The 24,001-nt window shown below is 44.9% G+C and carries 23 protein-coding genes; 4 read left to right on the top strand and 19 right to left on the bottom strand.

The window, feature by feature from the left end; translation table 11 throughout:
* Positions 1 to 136 precede the first annotated feature (136 nt).
* Positions 137 to 952, top strand: a complete 816-nt coding sequence (locus FD04_RS06700) for a Cof-type HAD-IIB family hydrolase (protein WP_056947834.1) — start codon at positions 137 to 139, stop codon at positions 950 to 952.
* 197 nt (positions 953 to 1,149) lie between these two features.
* Here FD04_RS06700 and FD04_RS06695 read toward each other — a convergent pair whose 3' ends face one another.
* Positions 1,150 to 2,037 (bottom strand): hypothetical protein, encoded by an 888-nt coding sequence (locus tag FD04_RS06695; RefSeq protein ID WP_056947833.1) that lies wholly within the window; start codon positions 2,035 to 2,037, stop codon positions 1,150 to 1,152.
* A gap of 145 nt (positions 2,038 to 2,182) precedes the next feature.
* Here FD04_RS06695 and FD04_RS06690 point away from each other — a divergent pair, with 145 nt between their 5' ends.
* Together FD04_RS06690 and FD04_RS06685 are read left to right on the top strand one after the other, a co-directional pair.
* Positions 2,183 to 4,342: a metallophosphoesterase gene (locus FD04_RS06690; RefSeq protein WP_054702215.1), complete on the top strand. Its 2,160-nt coding sequence runs from the start codon at positions 2,183 to 2,185 to the stop codon at positions 4,340 to 4,342.
* A gap of 112 nt (positions 4,343 to 4,454) precedes the next feature.
* Positions 4,455 to 4,661: a hypothetical protein gene (locus FD04_RS06685; RefSeq protein WP_054702218.1), complete on the top strand. Its 207-nt coding sequence runs from the start codon at positions 4,455 to 4,457 to the stop codon at positions 4,659 to 4,661.
* 105 nt (positions 4,662 to 4,766) lie between these two features.
* Here FD04_RS06685 and glpK read toward each other — a convergent pair whose 3' ends face one another.
* From glpK to FD04_RS06670, 3 genes are all read right to left on the bottom strand, one after another.
* Positions 4,767 to 6,278 (bottom strand): glycerol kinase GlpK, encoded by a 1,512-nt coding sequence (gene glpK / locus FD04_RS06680; RefSeq protein WP_056947831.1) that lies wholly within the window; start codon positions 6,276 to 6,278, stop codon positions 4,767 to 4,769.
* Positions 6,279 to 6,456: 178 nt separating this feature from the next.
* Positions 6,457 to 6,645: a 2-hydroxymuconate tautomerase gene (locus FD04_RS06675; protein WP_054700082.1), complete on the bottom strand. Its 189-nt coding sequence runs from the start codon at positions 6,643 to 6,645 to the stop codon at positions 6,457 to 6,459.
* A 125-nt stretch (positions 6,646 to 6,770) separates the two neighbouring features.
* Positions 6,771 to 7,661 (bottom strand): YitT family protein, encoded by an 891-nt coding sequence (locus FD04_RS06670; protein ID WP_082603160.1) that lies wholly within the window; start codon positions 7,659 to 7,661, stop codon positions 6,771 to 6,773.
* A gap of 270 nt (positions 7,662 to 7,931) precedes the next feature.
* Between FD04_RS06670 and FD04_RS06665 the strand changes: the two genes are divergently transcribed.
* Positions 7,932 to 9,353 (top strand): C69 family dipeptidase, encoded by a 1,422-nt coding sequence (locus tag FD04_RS06665; RefSeq protein ID WP_056947830.1) that lies wholly within the window; start codon positions 7,932 to 7,934, stop codon positions 9,351 to 9,353.
* Positions 9,354 to 9,437: 84 nt separating this feature from the next.
* Here FD04_RS06665 and rplS read toward each other — a convergent pair whose 3' ends face one another.
* The 15 genes from rplS to plsX all read right to left on the bottom strand — a co-directional run bounded on the left by rplS (position 9,438) and on the right by plsX (position 23,996).
* On the bottom strand, positions 9,438 to 9,800 hold the full coding sequence (gene rplS, locus FD04_RS06660) for a 50S ribosomal protein L19 (protein ID WP_054700080.1): 363 nt from the start codon (positions 9,798 to 9,800) through the stop codon (positions 9,438 to 9,440).
* 136 nt (positions 9,801 to 9,936) lie between these two features.
* The gene (trmD, locus tag FD04_RS06655; RefSeq protein ID WP_054700078.1) at positions 9,937 to 10,695 is read right to left on the bottom strand and encodes a tRNA (guanosine(37)-N1)-methyltransferase TrmD; all 759 of its coding nucleotides are present in this window, start codon (positions 10,693 to 10,695) and stop codon (positions 9,937 to 9,939) included.
* On the bottom strand, positions 10,695 to 11,216 hold the full coding sequence (gene rimM, locus FD04_RS06650) for a ribosome maturation factor RimM (RefSeq protein WP_056948214.1): 522 nt from the start codon (positions 11,214 to 11,216) through the stop codon (positions 10,695 to 10,697). Before rimM ends, trmD begins: the two co-directional genes overlap by 1 nt.
* 63 nt (positions 11,217 to 11,279) lie before the next feature.
* Positions 11,280 to 11,537 carry a KH domain-containing protein gene (locus FD04_RS06645; RefSeq protein WP_056947828.1) on the bottom strand — a complete coding sequence of 86 codons (258 nt, stop codon included), beginning with the start codon at positions 11,535 to 11,537 and terminating at the stop codon, positions 11,280 to 11,282.
* Positions 11,538 to 11,546: 9 nt separating this feature from the next.
* The gene (gene rpsP, locus FD04_RS06640) at positions 11,547 to 11,822 is read right to left on the bottom strand and encodes a 30S ribosomal protein S16 (protein WP_056947827.1); all 276 of its coding nucleotides are present in this window, start codon (positions 11,820 to 11,822) and stop codon (positions 11,547 to 11,549) included.
* Positions 11,823 to 11,998: 176 nt separating this feature from the next.
* Positions 11,999 to 12,289 (bottom strand): hypothetical protein, encoded by a 291-nt coding sequence (locus tag FD04_RS06635; protein WP_054700073.1) that lies wholly within the window; start codon positions 12,287 to 12,289, stop codon positions 11,999 to 12,001.
* A gap of 17 nt (positions 12,290 to 12,306) precedes the next feature.
* Positions 12,307 to 13,560: a vWA domain-containing protein gene (locus tag FD04_RS06630; RefSeq protein WP_056947826.1), complete on the bottom strand. Its 1,254-nt coding sequence runs from the start codon at positions 13,558 to 13,560 to the stop codon at positions 12,307 to 12,309.
* A gap of 15 nt (positions 13,561 to 13,575) precedes the next feature.
* Positions 13,576 to 14,730, bottom strand: coding sequence for an ATP-binding protein (locus FD04_RS06625; protein WP_054700068.1), 1,155 nt, complete (start codon positions 14,728 to 14,730; stop codon positions 13,576 to 13,578).
* Positions 14,731 to 14,790: 60 nt separating this feature from the next.
* Positions 14,791 to 16,239, bottom strand: coding sequence for a signal recognition particle protein (gene ffh / locus FD04_RS06620; RefSeq protein WP_056947825.1), 1,449 nt, complete (start codon positions 16,237 to 16,239; stop codon positions 14,791 to 14,793).
* A gap of 19 nt (positions 16,240 to 16,258) precedes the next feature.
* Positions 16,259 to 16,600, bottom strand: coding sequence for a putative DNA-binding protein (locus tag FD04_RS06615; protein WP_054700066.1), 342 nt, complete (start codon positions 16,598 to 16,600; stop codon positions 16,259 to 16,261).
* Between the two features lie 229 nt (positions 16,601 to 16,829).
* The gene (gene ftsY / locus FD04_RS06610) at positions 16,830 to 18,236 is read right to left on the bottom strand and encodes a signal recognition particle-docking protein FtsY (protein WP_056947824.1); all 1,407 of its coding nucleotides are present in this window, start codon (positions 18,234 to 18,236) and stop codon (positions 16,830 to 16,832) included.
* Between the two features lie 21 nt (positions 18,237 to 18,257).
* Complete coding sequence (smc, locus tag FD04_RS06605) at positions 18,258 to 21,809, bottom strand: chromosome segregation protein SMC (RefSeq protein WP_056947823.1); 3,552 nt, start codon at positions 21,807 to 21,809, stop codon at positions 18,258 to 18,260.
* Positions 21,810 to 21,832: 23 nt separating this feature from the next.
* Positions 21,833 to 22,534, bottom strand: a complete 702-nt coding sequence (gene rnc / locus FD04_RS06600; RefSeq protein ID WP_054700059.1) for a ribonuclease III — start codon at positions 22,532 to 22,534, stop codon at positions 21,833 to 21,835.
* A 97-nt stretch (positions 22,535 to 22,631) separates the two neighbouring features.
* The gene (gene acpP / locus FD04_RS06595) at positions 22,632 to 22,874 is read right to left on the bottom strand and encodes an acyl carrier protein (protein ID WP_054700057.1); all 243 of its coding nucleotides are present in this window, start codon (positions 22,872 to 22,874) and stop codon (positions 22,632 to 22,634) included.
* Positions 22,875 to 22,958: 84 nt separating this feature from the next.
* Positions 22,959 to 23,996: a phosphate acyltransferase PlsX gene (gene plsX / locus FD04_RS06590; protein WP_054700055.1), complete on the bottom strand. Its 1,038-nt coding sequence runs from the start codon at positions 23,994 to 23,996 to the stop codon at positions 22,959 to 22,961.
* Between the last annotated feature and the right edge of the window lie 5 nt (positions 23,997 to 24,001).

Here is a 24,001-nt window from a genome sequence, read left to right as displayed (position 1 = left end):
ACGCCCTTTCTCTTGAAAATGATTCACTGGAAAAGTATACCTGTTTGCTGTCGGTCGGTCAACGAAGCAACTTGCTCCGTGACTTGAAAATGTGGTAAATTAGACGATATTAATTTTGATAAAGAACGGACGTGACATGTTGAATCAAAAGTTAATTGCGTTAGATTTGGATGGTACAACGCTTAATAATCAAGCCGTTTTAACCCACAAAACGATTAAAACCATTAAGGCAGCTGTCAATGCCGGCCACATTGTTACCATTGTAACTGGGAGACCCAACCGTCTGTCCCAAAACTTTTATGATCAATTGGGGTTGACTACGCCAATGATCAATTTTAATGGGAGTTTAGGCCATGTACCACATCACCAGTGGTCAAAAGAGTATCAGTACACCTTTGATCGTGGCATCGTACTTGATCTACTGACCAAGCAGCGCGAGTTTAATATTCAAATGATTGCCGCTGAAGGTAAGCATTTATTTTTAGCGCATCAGACTCAGCCGACCCAGGTCGGTTTTTTCCCGGCGGTACTAACCCATGATGAACAATTAAGCCCCACTTCCCTGACTCAAAACCCGACTAGTATGACCATTGCGGTAGCTCGTGCCAATCAAAAGCAGTTACAGCGTTACATTGAGTCACAATTTGGTCAACAAGTTGATGTTGCACCCTGGGGTGGCCCAAATAGTGTTCTTGAAATTGGCACCAAAGGGGTTCAAAAAGCGGTCGGCGTGGAGCGTTTAGCCCACTATTATCACATTAAACGGGCAGATGTTATTGCTTTTGGTGATGAGCACAATGATGATGAAATGATCGATTATGCTGGCCTTGGTGTCGCCATGAAAAACGCCACGCCTAAGCTCAAATCGTTAGCTGATGATGTGACAACTCTAACTAATGACCAGGATGGAATGGCGAATTACTTGGCACATGTGTTAAAGCTAGCTGAGTAGACTCGCAGCATCTCGGCAGAGTGATTTTGGTTTGCCAGCGACTATTAAAAAACCATCATGAATAAGAGGTCGGTGCACCAGTCATAGCTTTATGTTATGACTTGATGCACCGACCTCTTTTAAAATGAACCTGCGTTGATAAAATAAGTGCACATGCTGAGATCACCCCAGAATCACACTTGCAATGAAGGCAAGTGTTAGTCATCCCAAACTGCTTTGGCAATTTGGTTAATTTGTGGCGCATTGCCCGCCGGATTATTCAGGTAATAGACATTATCGCCCTTTAATTGAACGCCAGTGAGCTTATCTGATTGGCCGTCCAGTGCTTGATGATGGAAGCCATTTTTTAATCCCCAAAAGCCTTTCCCAATCGCAGCATCATCGGCAGATTGCTGGGTGGCATATAGTGCGCGGCCGTTTGAAAAGCCAATGCTGATGAGTTGATTGATCTGCTCACGATCAAGTTGTGATTGACTGGGCTTAAATGATTGATAAACCGTTGCGATGACACGCAGATCTGCAGCGCTAATTTGCGTGTGTTGATGTTCTGACAACGTATCAAATAAAGTATTCAGCTTTTTGACATTGTACACGCTGGCTTGTAAGTTCAGATCGCGGTCAATCGTGATAATGGCGAGTTCTTTGCCATTACTTGATAAGGCGGACATCGCCTTGCTAACCGGTTGTGGCATCGGCGTGCCGGTAATATTGGCAGCGGTTAAATCAGTGAGTTGGCTAATTTGAATATCTGGCTGTTCAAGTGCATCGTTAAGCGTAACGCGCGCTGTGACGGGTTGGGTCGACTCGTCTTGCTCACTGATGATCCAACCAGTCATGATGAAAATGAGTGCTTGACCCTGGTGAAGCAGGTCAAGACTATTCACGTTGATTAAGTTAGGAATCGTGATTTGTGCGTTTGAAGCTGCTTGTGCAGTTTTAGTTTGGGCATCAAGACCGCATTTAGTTAGAATTGTGGCAGAATCAACGGTTTGAGCAATATAGGCAATTTGTTGGTCAAAACAAAAAGCCGTTACTGGGGACTTGGTTTGAAGCCCTTGAATTGTATATGCTAGAGTTGGCTGCATGTCAAAAACTCCCTCTTAAAAGTTTGGTTACTTTGGTTAAAAAAAGATGCACAAAGGTTGACAAGTATGGGTTGTGCCATACATGATTATACCATACGTTTTAGTCAGCCAATATGGTCTTAATCTAGACAACGGAAGTGATGACATGACTCGAAAAGTTCGATCCACCGATTTTGATGATCAAATGCTGGACGGGCAACCAGTCTGGCAAAGTGGCCAATTCTGGCCGATTCACCTATTAGTCAGTCGCAAGAGTGCTAACCAGGGTGCCCAAAGGATTCAAAGTTATCGGCGTGGTCACCTTGTTTCCTACCAGGGAAAGCTCAAAAGCGATGGTCGCTTTTGGTTAATCATCATCAAAAATGGGGCTATCAGTTATTTACCGGTGGCTAGACGTGCTGGTCAATTATGGGGGATGGATTCTAATCCAGTTTGGCGGTCACCAAACGTCAATCAGCATCCGACATTGATGGAAACGAGCAAACCAAACTATCCAGCAATACAACCAGCAACACGGTCATTTGTGGCTGCTCAACCCCTCTCTTTTAGAACGTCAGCTAACTGGTCAGCATTGGCTTCGCCGACGAAAATACTGACAGCCGGTGAACAAATTGTCTATCGCAAGATTGTCTCTAATCAACAGATTGATTACTTAGTTACTGCGGATGGTTACTTACCATACGCAGACAATCGTCAAAAGCACCGGTTTGGTGTTCTTCTATCCCCGACCAGTCAATCTGTTCGTTTTGATGAAGCAACGCGTTGTTACCAGCTCAACGGCGTATTTCAATTTACCAAACGCGAAGTGATCGCGTACACAGCACCAGATTTAGCCGCACCGGTGGTCGGTCAGCTAGATAAGGGTACGATTGTGAAGTACACTGGCAAATGCCGGACACGGCACCGGGGTTGGCTTCGAATCAATTTTAATCAGCAATCAGTTTATGTCCCGTTCGTGACCCTTTATCCACACCATCGCCACTATTACGGCGTAGAGATAACGGGTTCCAAATTAGTGACACGTCTTACTGAACCGTGGCAATATACCAATCAAACTGGTTTAGTTAATGCCCATCGACGCCAAAGTGCATTAAAAGCCCAGTCCAGACAATTAGCTACCGTATTAGGTCGAATTCGACAACCGGAGACGGTGGTCATTGGTCTGATGACGGATACTCACTTTGATGCCAGCCAATCTTCAACAACCCGTCAAACTTACACGGATCTGCGCAATTTCCGGCAGTTTGCGGTTGACAATCAGCTTGACGCGATGATTATGAATGGCGATTTGATTGACGGCAATCAAACCCTAGCCCGTAGTATCTTGGATATGGGTGACGCCCTGAACGCGCTGGATACCCATTCGCAAGTCCCTTTAATGGTGAGCCTTGGCAACCACGATGATAATTCGGGCTTTGCGCGCTACGTTAATGGCTACCGTACCGAACAGGTGATGACGACTCATATCCTGCAAAACCTACGGCACTCCATCATCACATCAGAATCTGACGTTCACAATGAATTCTACGGCCATTTAAGCCTTGCTGGCAAGCGTGTTCATCTCATTGTGTTAAATGCCTTTGATATTCCGGATGAGGCTGAAAACGGCTATTTTAAGCGTGATTTTGATGATCAACCTACTGGTATTCATTGGACCGGTATTTTACAAAATATTCGCCATAGTCGCTCGCGCTTTGCGCAAGCTCAGGTGAAGTGGTTGGCTAGAACACTTAACGCCCTTGGTGAAGACCAACAAGTATTGATTTTTAGTCATGCAACCATTCGGTCGGATAACGCCCGTCAAGCGGTAACACCCTTTTGGACTTATGACTGGTTTGTTAATAATCAACAAGGTGATTATGCTAGCCTTTATCGCACAATTGTTGACCACCGCCGCCAAGTTATCGCCGTCATGTCTGGTCACACCCATGTTGATGATTGGTCGAAACAAGATGGCATCAATTGGATTACGACTACTAGTGATATCGCAGATCGTCGCAAGACTAATTTAGTTGATACGAAGCAACTTGGCGCCTGGGATTTGTTAGCCATCAATCCATCAAAACGAGAGTTGATCCGATTGCGATTTGGGTGGCACGATCAATCCGGTCACCGGTCTAACTGGCGATACCGGTTATTCGGTGACGGTACAAATCCACAGCGGTTGTCATTGAGTGAATTATCACAGCAATTGAAACGGCAGTTTAAACCAGCACCAAGGACCGGAAATGCGCGGTACTATCAGAATCAAAGTCAACAAGTTCGCCAAACTTGGCGCGGTTTCAAAGGCTATTTTACCTATTGAAAGTCCGGAAATGTGAGTTAATCTTTACTAAAAATTTGCATTCGCTTAGTGGAATCATAACTTTTGTTTGGGATAATGAAAACATTCAAATGAGAGAAAGTAGGGATTAATCATGACCTTGATTCTAACCGTCACAAAGTGGTTGCTGATTGGCTTCGGTTTGTTAACCCTAGTTGATATTGCAGGTATTTTGTTAATACTTGGTTTGAGACACCACTTCAGTTCCCATCAACAGCCGGTCAAGCGACTCAATTCAGTTAAAACATCCCGCGTATCGGTCGCCGAGCTTTATCCGGCTACGGCTCGAAATCATCGATAGAAGCATCATCAAAAAAGTTTATTCGAATAACTCAAATAAAAAGGTCTGAATTTTCAACGTTGAAAATTCAGACCTTTTTGCGCTTGTTTGATCGAATTGGGGCAATTAAAGTTGTTGCTTAGGTTTAAATAACTGAGTTGCCTTAACGGCCGCTTGCCACCCAGAATAGCAGGTTTCTCTTTTGGCATCATCGAACTTCGGGTCAAAACCTTCACCAAGTTGATGGAGTTGTTTGATTTCTGCCATATCTTTCCAGAAGCCAACTGCCAAACCTGCTAAGTAAGCAGCACCAAGCGCAGTGGTTTCAGCAATTGCAGCCCGTTGGATATGCGTGTTTAAAATATCGGCCTGGAATTGCATCAAAAAGTCGTTGTTAGCAGCCCCACCATCAACGCTCAGCGTTTGAATCGCCATCCCAGTATCAGAAGTCATGGTATCAACCACGTCTCGAGTTTGGTAAGCAATAGCTTCCAGGGTTGCCCGGATGAACTGCTCACGAGTGGTGCCTCGAGTCAGGCCGAATACCGCGCCACGGACGTCTTGATCCCAATACGGTGCACCGAGCCCAGTAAAGGCTGGCACCACGTAAACGTCATTGGTGGTTTTGGCATCGACGGCCATTTGTTCTGACTCAGAAGCGTGTTTGAAGAGTCGCATGCCATCGCGCAACCACTGAACTGCTGAACCAGCTACGAAGATACTGCCTTCTAAGGCATAGGTCACTTCACCATTAATGCCATAAGCAATCGTAGTTAGGAGTCCCTTATCAGAGAGTGTTGGTTGATCACCAGTGTTCATGATAATAAATGCGCCAGTGCCATAGGTGTTTTTAACAGACCCTTTTTCAAAGGCAGTTTGACCAAATAGCGCTGATTGTTGGTCCCCAGCAATCCCCGCGATGGGCACTTGGATACCAAAGAATGTAAATCCAGCGGTATAGCCGTATGTGTATGATGATGGGTGAACCTCAGGCAGTAAGCTGGCCGGGATGTTCAGTAAATCTAAAATCTCTTGGTCCCACTTTAAGTCGTGAATGTTAAATAACATGGTTCGAGAAGCATTACTATAGTCAGTCGCATGGACGTGACCGCCCGTTAACTTCCAAAGGATCCAGGTATCAATCGTGCCAAACAGTAATTCACCCTTTTCGGCACGTTCACGGACACCGGGAACGTTTTCCAAAATCCACATAATTTTTGTGGCTGAAAAATATGAATCAATCACTAAACCGGTTTTTTGATGAATCAAGTCAGCGTAACCTTCGTCCTTTAAACGGTTAGCGATATCGCTGGTCTGTTTGGATTGCCAAACCACAGCGTGAAAGACTGGTTCACCAGTTACCTTGTCCCACACAATCGTGGTTTCACGTTGGTTAGTTATGCCAATTCCACGAACCTTGTAAGGCGGTACTTTCGCGTTGATCACTGCATCTGAGATAACGGATTGGACGGCACTCCAAATTTCATTTGCGTCGTGCTCCACCCAGCCAGGTTTTGGGAAAAACTGCGTAAATTCGCGTTGTGCTTGACCCACAATCTGACCACTTTGATTAAATAGAATTGCACGTGCACTCGTCGTACCTTCGTCAATCGCCATTATGTACTGCTCGTCATTCATCGTAAAGTCCCCAATCATATTCGTTCTCGAGTTTATTTATTCTTTTTACAGTATACCGAAGAAGTCACATTAAGCCAACCACTAAGTGTTAAAAAACCATTAATATCGGCCCTGGAACCGCTTCCAATCGTTAGCTCAAAAAAAGGGTCAACGTCTAAAACGTTTAACCCGAAACGAGTTACTTCTCGTCACTTTTAAGGATACCACCAACACTATAACGATTCTTAGCCATTTCGCTTAAGATAACGTGAACGTGTTCTTCTGGGGCACCAGTATTCTTAGAAACGGCATCGGTAACGTCCTTAACTAAGTTCTTAAGTTGCTCCTGTGAGCGGCCTTCAATAAGGTCGATGTGTACGATTGGCATGTGAGTGCCTCCCTTGTTTAGATTGGTAAAAGTATAACCGTTTTGATTGGTTATCGCAAGTCCAGACTACCATGAGCGACAAATTACCAATTATGGGTAGTGATGAACAATCACTCAATCGCCCCTTAGTTTTGTCCTTGTTTGACCTTCAGTTGTTCCGTCTCGTCGTAGAAATTCCCTTCAATATCAACGGTGCTGACTAAGTTGACGAAACAATCTGGATCAACGGTTTTGACCACGTGTTCGAGATCATATAATTCGTACCTGGAAATTACAACCATCAGGACTGCGCCAGGACGGCGTTTATAGGCACCTTCCGCTGGCATGATCGTCACACCGCGAATGAGGCTATTATTCAATGCAGCAACCACTTCATCCGTTTTAGTGGTGACAATAAAGGCAGTCAACTTCTGATGTCTGGTATGGATAGCATCGACTACTCGTGACATGCCATACAGCGAGATGATCGTGTACATCGCATTTTCCCACCCGACTAAGGTTCCGGCAATCAAAACAATAATCAAGTTGATGACCATCATCAGCGTTCCAATCGTTTTCCCCGTCGTTTTTTCAAGAATCACCGCAATAATGTCCATGCCGCCGGTCGAGAAACCGTATTTTAACGGATAGGCCACACCAACACCAGTTAAAATGCCGCCAAACAATGCGCTGAGCAGTGGATTATTAGATAGTGACTGAATTGGCAGCACAATGGCTAATAGTGAAGTCAGTAAAGAAGTCAAAAAACTGTAGATGGTGAACCCACGGCCAATTTTCCACCAGCCCAAAAGGCCGATTGGCACGTTAAACAGTAAAATTAACCAACCAGTGTTGATTTTAAGGTGAAACCAATGGCGGCTTAAAATAGCTAAAATTTGTGAAATACCGTTGATACCAGCACTAAAAATATTGCCTGGAATTAAGAAGAAGTTAAGTGCCACGGCACTAATTAGAGCTGAGCCCACGATGAGGACACATTTGAGTGCGAAATCTTTTTTGGCGATAATTGTTTGCAAACTGTCACGTCCTTTATTTGTTTTTGAGTTTTAGTGATGTCATAGAGACATTTAGTCATTGTTTTGAAGGATGGATTACAGTGATCTGACTGCCACCTTGTTATGACGAAATTAGCATTTGGAAACTGATTTCAATCACTATTTAATCATATTTTTAGCGGTTTAACGAGCCGTGAAGCCGTAATTTCAGCGAATTCACACCAAAACCATCAACTTCTCATTCAATCGTGCTAGAATGACAGCAATACGACAACAATTGGAGGGATTTAAATGTTAACAAACCCGTATTCAGCCTGCACAAGTATCTTAATTGGCAAGGATGCTTCAGTTGACGGCTCTGTCATGATCGGCCGCAATGAGGACTCTCGCCCTGCTTGGCCCAAGCACTTTGTGGTTCACCCGGATGCTGTGACGCCTGATGCTACTTTTGAATCAAAGGATAACGGTTTTAAAATGCCGTTGCCGACCAACGCTGCCAAATACACGGCAACACCTGAATGGACCGATAAATTTGGGTTATTTGAAGAGGATGGCATCAATCGTTACGGTGTGGCGATGAGCGCCACTGAGAGTACCTATGCCAATAATCGTGTACTTGCCGCTGATCCGCTCGTTAAAGACGGCATCGGCGAGGAAGCCATGATTACGGTGACTTTGCCCTATATCAAAACTGCCCGAGAAGGTGTGCAACGCTTGGGTAACATTGTTGCGCACTACGGCACTTCCGAATCCAACGGCATTTTATTTGCTGACAAGAACGAGGCCTGGTACCTTGAGACCGGTTCTGGTCACTATTGGGTTGCGCAACGAATTCCAGACGACCAATATGCAGTGATTGCCAACCAGATGGCGATTCAAGAGATTGACTTTGATGACCCAGATCACTTTATGTGGCATCCACAAATTCAGCAATTTGTTACCGATAACGCATTGAATCCTAACCGAACTGGGTTTAATTTCCGTGAGATTTTTGGCACCAATAACCAAATGGACGCTTATTATAATTTACCACGGGTTTGGTACGGTCAAAAAATGTTTAACCCAAGCACGAATCAGGTTACTAACGATCATCAGATGCCCTTCACTAGACGTGCTGAAAAGCTACTTGCCGTAGAAGATGCCCAACGGTTTTTGAGTTCTCATTTTCAAGAAACCCCGTATGACCCAATTGGTACTGGTGATGAGGCTGATAAGAAACGATTCCGGCCGGTGAGTCTCGCCACCACGCAAGAATCTCATGTTTTACAGTTGCGTCAGTATAATCAACCTGAGTTATCAGGGATTCACTGGTTAGCGATGGGTGTTGCAGCTCAGAGTGTCTACGTCCCATTTTACGCTGGTATCCAAACGACGCCTGCGGACTATCAGCGCGGTGAACAGACCTATTCAACTGATAGTGCCTACTGGGCTTTCAAACAAGCTGGCGTGATGGTTGATGGACACTACGCTGAATTTGGTGATGACCTTAAGACCGTTCAAAAAGAACTAACGCAGCAATTTGGTGCAGCCGTCATCAAAACCGATCGCTTGGCGCAACACTTATCTGGTATTGAGCTGACGACTCTACTTGATCAACAGAGTAATCAGCTTGCACAAACTGCCCTGGATCGTTATCGCGACTTGACGGCCAAACTCATTACTAAGGCAACGGCCTTCTCACCGTTAAGTTACCATCAAGATTTGAATCTATAATTTGCATCGATTTGTGATGACACATAAAAACGCTCAAGTTAGCCAATGGCCAGCTTGAGCGTTTTTAGTAACCAGAACTGAGGCCTACTTACGAGGACGACGAGCTTCTGGAATACGAGCTGCCTTACCATGCAATGCACGTAAGTAGTAAAGCTTAGCACGACGGACACGACCGAAGCGAATAACTTCTACTTTAGCAACACGTGGTGAGTGAACTGGGAAAGTCCGTTCAACACCAACACCGTTAGTAATCTTACGAACAGTGTACATTGCTTGGATGCCAGTACCGCGACGCTTGATAACGACACCTTCAAACAATTGGATACGTTCACGAGTACCTTCAACAACCTTGGCGTGAACACGGATGGTGTCACCGGCACGGAAGTTAGGAATATCGGTACGTAATTGATCTTGGTTGATCTTTGCAATTAAGTCATTCTGACGCATATGATTCTCTCCTTCAATCAACATTCATTCTCGAACTCGACAGCGGAATATTGTTAGTTTGGCTTAAACAGCCAGTTAATACAATATCATATTATGTTGGCTGAGTAAAGTTATTTTTTAATCGATTAACGAGTGACTACTGATTATCCGACTCATCAAGTTCAATCTGAATGTCTCTCAGCAGTCGTTTTTGATCACCGGTTAGTGTTAACTGGTCTAGTAAGTCGGGACGCCGTAAGAGGGTCCGTTTCAACGACTGCATTTCTCGCCAGTCATCGATTTTTTGATGATTGCCGCTAATCAATACATCGGGCACTTTCATTCCCCGAAAATCAGCTGGTCGCGTGTACTGTGGATATTCCAGCAAGCCAGTTGAAAATGAGTCACCAGGCGCCGATTCTTGGTTGCCCAATACGCCTGGCAATAAACGTGAAATGGCATCAATCATCACCATTGCGGGTAATTCGCCACCGGTCAGGATATAATCACCCATTGAAACTTCATCCGTCACCAAGCTGCGAATCCGTTCATCATAACCTTCGTAATGCCCACAAATGAAAGTAAGATGATCCTCTTTGGCGAAATCTTCAGCGACTCGTTGGGTAAACGGCACCCCTGCTGGATCCATTAAAATAACCCGGCCCTTTTCGTGTCCCGATGCAGTTGCCTTAGCTTGGGTTGCAGCCATTGCATCAAAAATGGGCTGAGCCTGTAGGAGCATACCGGCCCCACCACCGAACGGATAATCATCAACGTTACCGTGCTTATCAGTCGAATACTGACGAAAATCGGTTACTTCAAGTTCAAGCTCATCTCGTTCAAGCGCCTTACCGACGATTGAATCGTGCATGGGACCGAACATACTGGGAAACAGACTTAAGACATCAATTCGCATTAATCTAGTCCTTCCATTAAGGTCACGATCACTTGGTTATTTTCTAAATCGACTTGTTTGACGACTTGGTCAATCACTGGTAACAGTAAATCATCTTGGTGAGGTCGTTTTACCACCCAAATATCGTTAGCACCAGGCGCCATGATTTCTTTGATCTCACCAATCTGTTCGCCATCTTCAGTCACGACGTTTAAGCCAATGATTTGGTGGTAATAGTACTGACCATCGTCGAGATCGTTATCGGATAGGTTTGACTCATCGACCTTCAGGACTAGCCCTTTAAATTTCAGAACCTCGTTAATGTCTGAGTAGCCATCTAGGGTTATTAAAATAAAACCCTTGTGTTGGCGAGCACTAGCAATTTTAATGGTCTCAATTGGCGTTTGGTCGGCCTCAGTTTTAAACACAGCAAGTTGACTGCCCTTTTTAAACCGCTCTTGCGGAAAATCGGTGGTTGCCACAACGCGCAGTTCACCGCGAATGCCGTGGGTGTTTACAATGGTACCAACTTTATAGTACATATCGTTGCCGCCTTTCGTGTCAATGCGAATTTTGCTCATAAAAAAAGCTCCCGAGAAGTTATCTCACCTGGGAGCTTTTGACTCGTCATTGATGACAAGTCGAACACGCTTAGAGTCATTAACTCGTACGCTATAAACGATTGTCCGAATGGCAGAAGCAACATGCCCCCGTTTGCCAATCACACGACCAACATCGTCACCCGCAACCGTTAAGTGATACTCGTAAAACCGATCAGTTTCAACGCGTTCAATCTCAATGGCCTCAGGATGTTCGACTAATGGTGTCACAATCGTGGTAATTAATTTTTTAAAGTCGGTCATGACTGATCACTACTTTTTTGAAAACTTAGCTTCGTGATACTTCTTCATGATACCTGCGTTTGAAAGCAAGTTCCGAACAGTATCTGATGGTTGGGCACCGTTGTTCAACCAGTTTAAGATGCTCTCTTCTTCAAGCTTAACTTCGGCTGGTTCAACAAGTGGGTTGTAAGTCCCAACTTTTTCGATAAAACGACCGTCACGAGGACTGCGTGAGTCCGCAACAACGATACGGTAGAATGGACGCTTCTTTGAACCCATTCGCTTTAAACGAATCTTTACTGACATGTATGACACCTCCTGTAATTCTTTCAACGATAAATAATATACCAGTTATTAAAGGGGTTGTAAAGGTTTTTTTCTTTACACCCTAAAAGTAATTATAAATGGGTGCCTCTCGCACTCAACTAGCGTGATTTTGGCCACTTCAACTGCCTGATGGCGGCTAGTTATGCTAGGCCGATTTAATCAGTGAAAAGGCGCAATAGCCATTGTTTACTCCCTGCTGATAAATCGTTCCCGTGTAAATTAATAAACTGAATCACACTGCTATATTCAGTGGGTACTAGCTTTGGCGTGGTGGTCATCTTTGACGCTAACGCAATCATAAATTGAAGATCTTCGATTTGAATCAGTTGGCGGCCAAATTGTGTGGCACGATCGATGGATGACCAGTCGTCATTGTCTAGCGCATTCGCCCGTTGAAAGGTTTGAGTTTGTTGAATTAAAGCTCTTAGTTGACTCGGTGTTAACATAGGCACTCACTCCTATTTCATAGGTAAACCGTTGTCACTTTACCGATTGGCTGGGTGACCGAAAGTTCTGCTGGCGAAGTAATGAGACCCCAGATGACGTTAGTAAAGCCATGGTTATTAATGCGATTCGATTCACCGTGGCCGTCCGTTAAAATTAAAACAACCGCTTGTTGGTCTTGCAGCCTCTGTTCAGCCAGCCAATCAAAAATCGGCTGGTACGCGGTGCCACCACCTGCCGCGCGGTTGAGGTTTAGCTGTGCGCCGGTGTGTATACGTTGACGCTGGTCGGTGTGCACGGTGGCATCAAATGGTATCACGATGATTGATTCTTGATAGCGTTTGAGGAGTTGTTGGAGTTGATTAAGGAGCTGTGCGACTTCCGTATCCGTCATTGAGCCAGACTCATCCACAAAAACGTATAGTTGTCGTGTTGTAACGTGCGTTTGACCAGGTAGCTCCAGTCGGTAAGGTTGCCGTCGATTGAATCGGTTAAAGGCCGGTTGTGTGCGTTTAAGGGGTCCGTTCAAACCAAGCATCACAAGCTGGCGCCAATCAAAAGAAAGCTGAGTTGGTTGTTCATTCAATAGACGTTGCAGTTGCACTGGCACGGTCCCCCGTTGGCCACGTGGCGTTTGGTGCCATGCACTGGCTAAAGCGGTCGAAAGTTCATTTCGTGCTGTGTCAGTTAAGCCGTGCCAACCGCCGTGACTTTCAGGTGATGATGAGATTAAGCGTTGTAGTTTAGCTTTGGTTTCGCCATTTTTATCAGTTTTTAAAGCCACTGCCAATCGGCTTAGGTATTCAGTCGAGCTCAAACCTGCCGGTAAGTGTAAACCTAAGTTAAAATTAACGCGCTGCCGAGTGATGGCCTCTGGGAATAGCTGAGGTAATTCGGCATTAACGACGATATCTGTTGCCACTTGAACTAAGCGCTGATTTCCCTTTGATTCGTAGCGGGCTGGGTGCTGCCAGGCTAAGTGACCGATCACGTGCGTCACTAAGGCCAATAATTGGTCATCGGTTTGAATGCTTACTGCCAATTGCTGTGGATTGATATTCAAGCAGAGTTGGGGCTTGGTGTCGATGGCAATTGCAGCAGCTTGTGTGACGTCGAGTTGCTTTGGCAGTCGTAGAAAAAGCTCCCCATAAAAGCGTTGACTCGTTAATAATCGCTGTGCGAGCGACTGAAACAACCGTTGCATAGTGGTAGCTGCTGATGTTGAGTTTGAAGTCTGTTTTAGTTCAATCAGCATCTGCGTTAAAGTTGTCATTTTGGGTGCCTCCAGTCAGGGCCGGTTTTGCAACCCAATCTGGGTTAGCGTCTCGTACAGCTGTTTTACTGCATCAAGTTGTTGGGCAGTTTCATAGAGTTGTTCCAATAATTTTGGGGCTTCCGCCAACTTGAGCGCCACTGCGTATTGTGCATCTGATGGCATCAAAGCTAATAATTGGTTAAAGCAAGTTGCGTTTGCTGGATCAGTCAGCGGGTAGCGGTCAGCTTGCTGAATGATTTCAGCCATAATGGTTTGTTGTTGATCAATCGACGCAGCTTTAAAAAGTTGGCGGGTTTCGGGTGTTAATTGCTTCTGGCCAAAGATATCACTGGCAGATAATCCCAGTTGATGTTGTCTTAAGAATTGCTCAAAACTTAAAGCCACGGTAACGCCCAGGTCACCTTGCAGTAAATCCAACCGCAGTGCTTGTTGTTGAGCCTGCGGTAATTTTGCTAACTGGTTTAAATTAGCGGACACTCTGGCCCAAGCGCGTGGCGTTGGGTACAAATCTGAATCGTGGTCATTTGGAGACAGCTGACTGGGATTTTCGGCAATGAACCGCTGAACACTTGGCATGATATGACCGTCAGTTGCCGCCCAATTTAACCAATCCGTTGCGTCGACCTTCATGACCAATCGAACCGTCCGATCGTTAATTGCGGCGTCCCCAATCGTGACCCCGTAATCACTTTGTTCAAAACCAGCCATGGTAACATCCGGATTTTCTGCAAGTACGAGGTGCACCTGGCTGGGTAATCTCAGGCTATTGATTTGGCGTTGTAAAACGAGGTTCATGAGTTCACTTTGAACCGCTTGTGTCCCACGATTAAATTCGTCTAGAAACCAAATAATCGCTTGATTGGGGTGTGATTCCGCCCACTGAATAATCTCAATTAAGGTGTGCGTATAACCGTACTTAATATCAGCCAATTCGCCAAATTTAGAGGTTTTAATAAATGACGCTGACGACATTGGTGGCACTGGAATCGCCAAGTCACCTTTCTCTGATAAGCTGACGACCGTTGTGAATAATTTGGCGTCCATCTGGTTAGCAACTTGGCTAACTAACGCTGATTTGCCAATACCGGCCTCACCAACGATTGCTGGTACGTTACCCGCTGCAATGACCACTGGAATGGCTGTTAACAAGTTTTGAAATGAGAGCATCGTGTTGCCTGCCTTTCAAAAAAGAGTCAGGGTATTCAGCCCCCGACTCCATCAACTAATTTATTTACGGCGTCGTTTTAAATTGTTGCGGCGCTTTTTGTTCTTTTTAATCCGACGTGACATGGATTTCATTGCCATTTGGCCCATCTTACCACCAAGGGCACCACCCATGCCAGCGTTATTCATCAGGCCTTCCATGCCAGAGAAGTTTCCCTTGGATACTTGATTCATCATCTTTTTCATCTGGTTAAACTGCTTGATCATCCGGTTAACTTCTTGGAAAGGACGACCAGAACCTAACGCAATCCGTCGGCGTCTTGAAGGATTTAAGACGTCTGGATCCGTTCGTTCCTGTTCCGTCATGGAATAGATAACGGCTTTGATGTGGGCCATATCCTTTGGATCCATAGATGCATTGGCCATTGCGGGATTATTCGCCATGCCAGGAATCATCTTCATTAATTGATCCATTGGCCCCATTTTTTGAATTTGTTCCATTTGATCTAAGAAATCGTTGAAATCAAATGAATTTTCGCGCATTTTATCGGCCAGTTCCTGCGCTTGTTTTTCATCATAGTCCTTTTGAGTCTTCTCAATCAAGGAAAGCATGTCGCCCATACCGAGAATTCGAGAAGCCATTCGGTCCGGATGGAAAACGTCTAAATCAGACATCTTCTCGCCTTCACCAACAAACTTAATTGGTTTGCCAGTGACTGCACGAATTGATAAAGCGGCCCCACCACGGGTATCACCATCTAGCTTGGTTAAGATAACGCCAGTGACATCAAGTTTATCGTTAAACCCTTCGGCTGTGGCCACCGCGTTTTGACCAGTCATAGCATCGACAACCAACATGATTTCGGTTGGGTTAGCCAGTGCCTTGATACGGGCAAGTTCGTCCATCAACTGTTCATCAATTTGAAGACGACCAGCAGTATCAATAAAGACGTAATCGTTGTGGTTGGCTTGGGCTTGTGCCAACCCTTGACGCACAATTTCAACGGGATCCGTATCAGTCCCCATTTCAAAAACAGGGACGTCGATTTGCTGACCAACCGTTACTAATTGATCAATGGCGGCTGGTCGGTAGACGTCAGCTGCAATCATTAATGGTCGAGCGTTCTCTTCGGTTTTCAGATGGTTGGCTAACTTACCAGCAGTGGTCGTTTTACCAGCACCTTGAAGACCGACCATCATAATAATGGTTGGAATTTTGGGTGATTTGTTGAGTGGTGTCGCGGTTTCACCCATCATCTTAGTTAATTCTTCATCAACAATCTTAACGATTTGTTGAGCGGGATTCAAACCCTCTAACACCTTTGCACCAACGGCGCGATCCCGAACGGTTTTAACAAAATCTTTGACGACGGTAAAGTTAACATCGGCTTCAAGTAACGCTAGGCGAATTTCGCGCATCGTGTCACGTAAATCAGCTTCGGAAACTTTCCCCTTACCGCGTAGTTTTTTCATGGCGTTTTGTAAACGCTCTGTTAATCCTTCAAATGCCATTGTAATATGCACCTAGCTTTCATTCTTCTTCGACTGATTCAAGTTGGCTGACCAGTTGGTTGAGTTTTTGATCTTTTGGATAGTTATCTGCTACGTACTGTTGAATCTGATCGGCCAATTGGTTCCGATCGGTGAATTCTTGTAACAGATGTAATTTTTGTTCGTAGGTCTCTAAAATGTTTTCGGTTCGGCGGATATTATCATAGACAGCTTGGCGACTGACTTCAAAATTTTCGGCGATCTCACCAAGTGAATAATCGTCACCGTAGTACAGTTGCATGTAGTCATTTTGCTTTTTAGTGAGTAACGGTTGATAAAAGGCAAATAGTGAGTTCACCCGATAATTTTTTTCAATTTCCAAGCAACATTCCTCCTGTTTTTCAAAGACCTAGCCTAATCATTATAACAAATCTGACGCTAACAACTAGGGTTGGGGTTAAAAATTGTTAAATTCATTATCGATTGCAGACGAAATAACTTCACCTAGATTAAAAGTGACGAAACGGTGTTACACGTCAATTGAATGCCAAATTTCGTAACCAGCAAAAAACTGCCCGCCGTCGCGAGCAGTTTAGTCATGCAAAAATCGGTTAATCAACGTCAATGAGTCCCTTAAAGAGACCGTAAATAAATTCACTTGGTACAAATGGTCGCAAATCATCCACTTGTTCACCTAACCCAACGTACTTAACGGGTAGATGTAATTCGTTACGAATCGCTAAGACGATCCCACCACGCGCAGTACCATCCAGTTTCGTCAGGACGATGCCAGAAACATCGGTGGTATCCTTAAATAATTTGGCTTGATTTAAAGCATTTTGACCGGTAGTAGCATCCAACACAAGTAGTACTTCGTGTGGTGCATCTGGTACCTCGCGGGTAATCACCCGTTTCATTTTGGCCAATTCGTTCATGAGGTTGGCCTTGTTTTGTAGCCGGCCAGCTGTGTCGACAAATAAAATGTCGTAGTTCTCAGCCTTAGCCTTCTTTAAGGCATCAAAAACGACCGCAGAAGGGTCACTTTGTTCAGGCTTTTTGACGATGTCGACACCGTCTCGTTCAGCCCAGACATTCAGTTGTTGAATGGCACCAGCCCGGAAAGTATCCGCAGCTGCCAATAACACTTTTTGGCCTTCCTGCTTGAATCGATTAGCCATTTTGCCGATGGTCGTGGTCTTACCGACCCCATTGACACCGACGAATAAAATGACGGTCGGCCCCTGTTCTGCCATTTTTAAGCCCGTGTGCTCATCGGCACCGGCAGCATCATAAAGTTCAATTAATTTTTGCACAACAACGTTTTTGACATCTTTTGACTTTTTAACGTTTTGCAATTTGACTTCTTCACGTAATTGATCACTGATTTGCATCGCCATATCGTAACCGACATCAGCACCAATCAGGGTTTCTTCTAATTCGTCGAAAAAGTCTTCATCCACAGACCGGAAGTTGGCCAGTAAATGATTCAAGCGTTCACCGAACGTGTGACGTGATTTTTCAAGGCCCTTATCGTAACGTGCCTCGTCGGTCTGCGTCGCTGACGTTGCCGATTCAGAATTTACGGTTGCATCATGATTGGCTGTACTTGTAGAACTGTCTTCATCGAGGCTATGGTCCAGTGATTCAGATTCTGGAGCAGACACTTGTGCTTCAGTTGTTGAACGAGTTTGATCTGTTTCATCAGTTGCAACAGATGCGTTAGTTAATGATTGCGCCGATTCAACCAAAGACGTTGACTGTGACAGAGAAGACGAAGTAGACGCTACAACTGTCATCTTTTCTGTCGTCGAAGTCGGTTCGGTAACGGTATCACTAGATTCTTGCGATTGTGATGACGTCGACATCGAGGTTGACGTGGTGATTGAATCCGTGTCACTGGCCGATGTTTGTTCCGATGAAACGAGGACGTCAGCTTCGGACTCGACGGTTGTTGAGGTTGGTTCTTGCGGTTGTTGTTCCGCTTTTGATCGTTTTTTAAAAAAATCAAATAATCCCACGAAATCACATCCTTTTTTAGTTTAACTTTGGGCAGGCACTTTGTTTAAATCAACTGAAACCAGTTTTGAAACCCCAGATTCTTGCATCGTAATGCCGTAAAGGCGATCAGCTTGCACCATCGTTTCTTTACGATGGGTAATCACAATAAACTGGGTGTCGTCTTCAAAATGATTGAGATAGCTTGCAAATCGACCAGTATTGGCTGGATCCAAGGCAGCTTCAGCTTCATCAAGCACGCAAAATGGCGCCGGTTGAACTTGTAACACCGCAAATAAGAGCGTAATTGCGGTAAGTGCTCGTTCACCACCTGAAAGTAATCGCATGCTTTGAAGCCGTTTGCCAGGTGGTTCGGCCATGATTTCGATGCCGGTCGTCAATAAGTGTTCTGGATCGGTCAGTACTAATTTTGCTTGACCACCGCCAAACATTTTTACAAATGTACTTTGAAAATGCTGGTTAAGGCGCTTAAACGTGCCCTCAAAACGAGTAATCACCTGCTGATCCATCTCATTCATCGTATCTAACAAATTGGTTTTCGAAGCACTTAGATCGTCACGTTGTTGACTTAAAAAATCATACCGCGTTTTAACCCGATCATATTCCTCAATTGAGGCAACGTTGACTTTTCCTAAATCATCTAACCCACGTTTGAGTAACTTCAGCTTTTGTTGGATCTTAGTTAACGGCAAATCGACCTGGTGAGCACGTGCGTAGTCGAGACCCACATGGTAGTTTTCAGATAGTGTCGTGTGTGCATGTTCGAGCTGGGTACTTAGTTTGGCAGCAGTTAGCTCCAGTTGCTGAGTTTCACGCTGTTCATCAGCAAGCGTTTGCTGGGCAAGTGAATTTGAGCGTTCTAATTCCGCTTGCTGAGCACTCGCTTGATCCAAATCTTGATTAAGTTGTGCGAGTTGCTCAGTTAATTGTTTTTCTTTCGCACTTAACTCGGCCAAATTCTGCTCATGGGTTTGCGTTGATTGGCCAATCTCAGATTGTTGTTCAGTGATGGTTGCAATGCGTGTAGTCAGTTGATCTCGTTGTTGTGAAAGCGATTCAACTTGAGTCTGTTGCTCATGAAGTTCTTTTTCTAGTTGTTTGACTTCAACGTGCATGGTGGCCACTTTAGCGCGTTGATCCTGATATTGACCACTGATTTGTTGGGTGGATTCAGAACGCTGGGCCTGTTGTTTTTTTAAAGTATTCATTTGGGACTTCAGTGCTTCTAGCTGAGCGTTGGCAGTTGACGTATCTGCGATGTTAGTTGCCAGCGCGGTGTCAAAATCTTCATCATCGTGGTCAAGTGCCCACTGAGTCTGATGAATTTTGATTTGCTTTTCAAGGGCGGCCACGCGCTCCTGATTAAAGGTCACCTCGTTAGTCGCCTGTTGATGTTGCTCAGTTAACGCCAGTAACTGCTGATGTTCTTGGTCAAGGTCATCAGCAGCTTGCTGCTGTTTTAAGGTGGTCAGTTGGGTTTGTTTAGCTGATAATTGTTCAGTCATGACCCCGACCGATTGTTGTAATTTTTTGAGCTCTTGTTGTTGTGACAACATGCCACGTCGTTCACGTTGGTCACGGCCACCACTCATGGCACCACTGGTGGCAATCACTTCACCCGCAAGTGTAATGACGCGATAACGGTGGTGAATTCGTTTGGCAATCTCAACAGCGTGGTCAAGTTGATCGGCAAACAAAACAGTCCCTAAAAGGTGATCTAACAGCGGTCGCATTCGGGCTTGACTTACCTGCACGAGATCAGCACCGAGACCTAGGAAACCAGCTTGCTGCTGACAATCAGCAAGGGTTGCCGCGTTGGCGCGATTCACTCGGATCGTTGTGAGTGGCAAAAACGTCGTTCGACCCAATCGGTTTTGAGTCAGATAGCGAATAGCTGCTTTTCCGGCTGCTTCATCTTCAACGACCACATATTGCTGTGCGCCACCAATTGCGGCTTCGACTGCTTTCGTATAGTTGTCTGGTACCTGTAGCAAAGTTGCCACCGGATCGATAATACCACTCAGTTTAGTTTTAGCTTTTAAAACGGCACGAGTGCCTTGGTAAAAGCCGGTGTAGTTTTGTGCTAATTCAGATAAGCTCTTGAGTCGGGCCTTTGCTTGTTGACTCACTTCGAGGGCTGACAACCATTGTTGATTAAGTTGGTCTAACTGTTGTTGACGAGTTTGGTGCGCTGTCTGCCGGGTCTGGTAATCTTGCTGTTGCGTATCGTACTTCGTTTGAATTGCTGACAAGGTTTCCTCAGCTTCGCGCAGTTTAGTTTGTTGGGTTTTCAGCTGCTGTTTCAAATCGTGAAGCCGTTGATCAGCCTGTTCGCTTTCAGACGTAACACGTTGTTGATTCTTTTCCAGATATTGTTTTTGGTTATGCAAAGAGGTTAACTGTTGAAGTTGATCAATGTATTCTGCCTGCAGTCGATCTTGTTCTGCGGCTAGCTTCGATTCATCCAGGTCGGCTAACTGTTGTTTAAGCTGATTGGCTTGTTTTTGAGCAGTTTTGAGTTGCTGATTTAAATCGCTCAATTGGGTTGTTGATTGGTCAGCCGTTTTGGTGATTTGTTTAATCGAGTCAAGCGTGGTGGTTAGCCGTTGCTTCAGTTCAGTCAGCGTTTCTAACTGATGTTTTTGACGTTCAGAATCGACAGCTTGGGCCCCGACTGTTTGCTGTTTTGCAGAGGTGATCTGGAGTAGTTCGGCGTTGGTGGCGTCTTTTTGATCAGTTAAGGTAGTTGCCTTTTGTCTGGCCTCAGACAACGCCTGCGCCTGCTTGGTTAATTGCTGCCTTGTTTCAGCGACGCGTTGTTGTTTGGTTTTTAAAGCCAACTGTTCTTGCTTAAGTTTGTGTTGGACACTGTCGATTTCAAGTACCAACCGAGTTTGGTCGAGTTCATCGAACTGTTTTTTTTGGGTGACGTATTCTTGTGCCAAGGCACTTTGCTGTGCTAATGGCTCAATTTGACCACCCAACTCAGTCATGAGATCGTTAACGCGATCCAGATAGCCAGCTGTTTGGTCTAATTCACGTTGCGCCTTTTCTTTGCCTAAGCGATACTTAGAAACACCAATCAACTCTTCTACGATGAAGCGGCGATCTTCAGGTTTACTGTTAAAAATGGCCTCAACTCGCCCTTGAGAGATCATCGAAAAGGCGTTATCGCCAATCCCAGAATCCATAAATAAATTCAAAATGTCTTTTAGGCGACAGTCCTGACCGTTTAACTGATAGACACTTTCACCATTACGAAATAATTTGCGAGTGACGTTGATTTCAGTATAATCAGATTTTAAATAATGATCTGAGTTATCTAAAATCATCGTGACTAATGCCCGGTTCAATGGTTTGCGGTCTGAAGAGCCAGCAAAAATAACATCCGGCATGCGACTACCACGCAAATTTTTGGCAGATTGCTCCCCCAGCACCCACCGAATTGCTTCACTAACGTTGCTTTTGCCACTCCCGTTAGGTCCGACGATGCCAGTAACACCATCTTCAAATTCGATTTTGGTATCGTCCGCAAACGACTTGAAACCACTAATCTCTAGCGATTTTAGTTTCATTTTGATTCCCCATTCGTTCGAAATTAAGCATGGTCTTGGTTTAACTTGACTAATGCTTGTCGCGCCGCCGATTGCTCGGCATTTTTCTTGGAATGACCGACGCCAACGCCAAGGGTTTCACCGTCGATTTTGACGGCCACCTTAAACGCTCGGTCATTTTCCGGACCATCTTCAGAAAGTAGTTCGTAATCGATGGCAACTGGACCGTGTTGTTGGGCCACTTCTTGCAACTCGGTTTTGTGGTCGAAAAATTCATCAAACCGACCCTCATCAAGTTTTGGAAAAATAACTTGAGCGGCAAAGGCTCTCACGGGTTCCACACCTTGATCAAGGTACAACGCACCAATAAATGACTCAAAGATATCACAAAGCAGCGAATCTCGTTCACGAGCATGGGCTTTTTCTTCACCCTTTCCTAGTCGGATGTACTGATCAAAGTGACATTCTCGTGCAAAGCTCGCAAAACTATCTTCGTTGACCATGGCTGCTCGCAAGCGTGTTAAACGGCCTTGGGGTAATTTGGGATATCTGCGATAAATATACTCTGAAACAACCAGTTGCATGACGGCATCGCCTAAAAATTCGATCCGCTCATAAAACTTTAGATTTTGATGGGGGTGTTCGTTGACGTACGACGCTTGCGTGAACGCCTCATCAAGTAAACTCTTATCTGAAATAACAATGTTAAATTGCGACTTTAATAAGTCGTCTAATCCTTTAATCAAAACACCTAGCGCTCCTTTTTATACAGGCAAAAGGGTTGTGACAAAACAAACCGTTTCACCGCAACCCTTTTCATGCCAATTAATTGTTGACGTTTAGTTATTTACCGTTAGCAACAATGTAGTCAACAGCTTCACCAACAGTGTTTAGGTTTTCAGCTGCTTCGTCTGAAATCTCAGCACTGAAGGTATCTTCAAGCTCTAAAACAAACTCTACGAAATCGATTGAATCAGCATCAAGGTCAGTCTTAAAGTTCAGGTCGCGGGTGATTGTATCCCGATTAACCTGAAAACGATCGGCGATAATGTCTGCAATTTGGTTGAAAACTTCTTCTTTTGACATAGTTTACCTCACTCAATTTAGTTCATTGTTAGTGTAGCGCATACTGCTGGTTTAAAGCAATAGCAGAAATCAGGTTCCAGTTGATTACTTTTGCATCGCTTCTTTGGCGGCTGCCATATCATCACTGTGATCGCTGAAGTAGGTAACCACGTCATCGACAATCTGATTTTCAAGCATCGCTTTGATTTGACCAATGGTGTTTGCCACCGTAATCGCTTTGGTTGAACCATGGGTCTTAATGACCGGGGCCTTCACACCCAATAATACCGCACCGCCGTACTTTGAATAGTCCATTTTGGTCTGAATTTCTTTAAACGTTGGTTTTAATAGCGCCGCACCAAGTTTACTACTGATACCACCGGCCATAATCGTGTTCTTGATAAGTTTCAACATGGATAATGCGGTGCCTTCAGTGTTTTTCAACACGGCATTACCTGTAAAGCCATCAGTCACCACCACGTCAGCGACGCCGTTTAGTAGTTCACGTGACTCAACGTTACCAATAAAGTTCAGGTCAGTTGCTTGAGCGAGGGCTTCATGCACGGCTTTGTGGGTTAAGTCCCCTTTGTCAGCTTCAGTCCCGTTGTTGAGCAGCCCAATTCGTGGATTCTTAACACCCATCACTGTTTGCGCGTAGTACTTCCCTAAGATAGCGTATTGATACAGATTAAACGGCTTGGTATCAGCATTGGCGCCGACATCCATCATTAAGAATTGATCCTGGTGATCGTTATTAATGACTGGTAAAGTCGTGGTTAAACCAGGACGATCAATGCCCTTGATTCGGCCAATAATTAATAAGCCAGCCGCTAAAATTGCGCCGGTGTTACCAGCAGAGAAGAATGCGTCCGCTTCACCGTCCCGGACGGCTTGAGCGGCCAAAACAATACTAGATTGTTTCTTTCGCCGAATTGCACGAACGGGTTCGTCTTCCATGGCAATCACTTCATCAGCTTGTACAAGATTGATCCGAGTCGTTTCGTTTAAAAATGGTTTTACCTGATCAATTTGACCGTAAAGATCAAATTCGATTTCGGGGTAGCGGTCACGGGCAAGTTCAATGCCGGCTACGATTTCTTTTGGGGCGTAATCGCCGCCCATTGCGTCTACTGCAATTTTCAAGTTAT

It is taken from the genome of Secundilactobacillus odoratitofui DSM 19909 = JCM 15043, from assembly GCF_001434895.1.
GTDB lineage: Bacteria > Bacillota > Bacilli > Lactobacillales > Lactobacillaceae > Secundilactobacillus > Secundilactobacillus odoratitofui.
Note: the sequence above shows the minus strand (reverse complement) of the source record. Positions and strands in the feature narration are given on the sequence as shown.

Bases quoted from the DNA above. Each gene is read 5' to 3' on its own strand.
- FD04_RS06700 (WP_056947834.1), top strand. From the start codon at position 137: ATGTTGAATCAAAAGTTAATTGCGTTAGATTTGGATGGTACAACGCTT.
- FD04_RS06695 (WP_056947833.1), bottom strand. From the start codon at position 2,037: ATGCAGCCAACTCTAGCATATACAATTCAAGGGCTTCAAACCAAGTCC.
- FD04_RS06690 (WP_054702215.1), top strand. From the start codon at position 2,183: ATGACTCGAAAAGTTCGATCCACCGATTTTGATGATCAAATGCTGGAC.
- FD04_RS06685 (WP_054702218.1), top strand. From the start codon at position 4,455: ATGACCTTGATTCTAACCGTCACAAAGTGGTTGCTGATTGGCTTCGGT.
- glpK (WP_056947831.1), bottom strand. From the start codon at position 6,278: ATGAATGACGAGCAGTACATAATGGCGATTGACGAAGGTACGACGAGT.
- FD04_RS06675 (WP_054700082.1), bottom strand. From the start codon at position 6,645: ATGCCAATCGTACACATCGACCTTATTGAAGGCCGCTCACAGGAGCAA.
- FD04_RS06665 (WP_056947830.1), top strand. From the start codon at position 7,932: ATGTTAACAAACCCGTATTCAGCCTGCACAAGTATCTTAATTGGCAAG.
- rplS (WP_054700080.1), bottom strand. From the start codon at position 9,800: ATGCGTCAGAATGACTTAATTGCAAAGATCAACCAAGATCAATTACGT.
- trmD (WP_054700078.1), bottom strand. From the start codon at position 10,695: ATGCGAATTGATGTCTTAAGTCTGTTTCCCAGTATGTTCGGTCCCATG.
- rimM (WP_056948214.1), bottom strand. From the start codon at position 11,216: ATGTACTATAAAGTTGGTACCATTGTAAACACCCACGGCATTCGCGGT.
- FD04_RS06645 (WP_056947828.1), bottom strand. From the start codon at position 11,537: ATGACCGACTTTAAAAAATTAATTACCACGATTGTGACACCATTAGTC.
- rpsP (WP_056947827.1), bottom strand. From the start codon at position 11,822: ATGTCAGTAAAGATTCGTTTAAAGCGAATGGGTTCAAAGAAGCGTCCA.
- FD04_RS06635 (WP_054700073.1), bottom strand. From the start codon at position 12,289: ATGTTAACACCGAGTCAACTAAGAGCTTTAATTCAACAAACTCAAACC.
- FD04_RS06630 (WP_056947826.1), bottom strand. From the start codon at position 13,560: ATGACAACTTTAACGCAGATGCTGATTGAACTAAAACAGACTTCAAAC.
- FD04_RS06625 (WP_054700068.1), bottom strand. From the start codon at position 14,730: ATGCTCTCATTTCAAAACTTGTTAACAGCCATTCCAGTGGTCATTGCA.
- ffh (WP_056947825.1), bottom strand. From the start codon at position 16,239: ATGGCATTTGAAGGATTAACAGAGCGTTTACAAAACGCCATGAAAAAA.
- smc (WP_056947823.1), bottom strand. From the start codon at position 21,809: ATGAAACTAAAATCGCTAGAGATTAGTGGTTTCAAGTCGTTTGCGGAC.
- acpP (WP_054700057.1), bottom strand. From the start codon at position 22,874: ATGTCAAAAGAAGAAGTTTTCAACCAAATTGCAGACATTATCGCCGAT.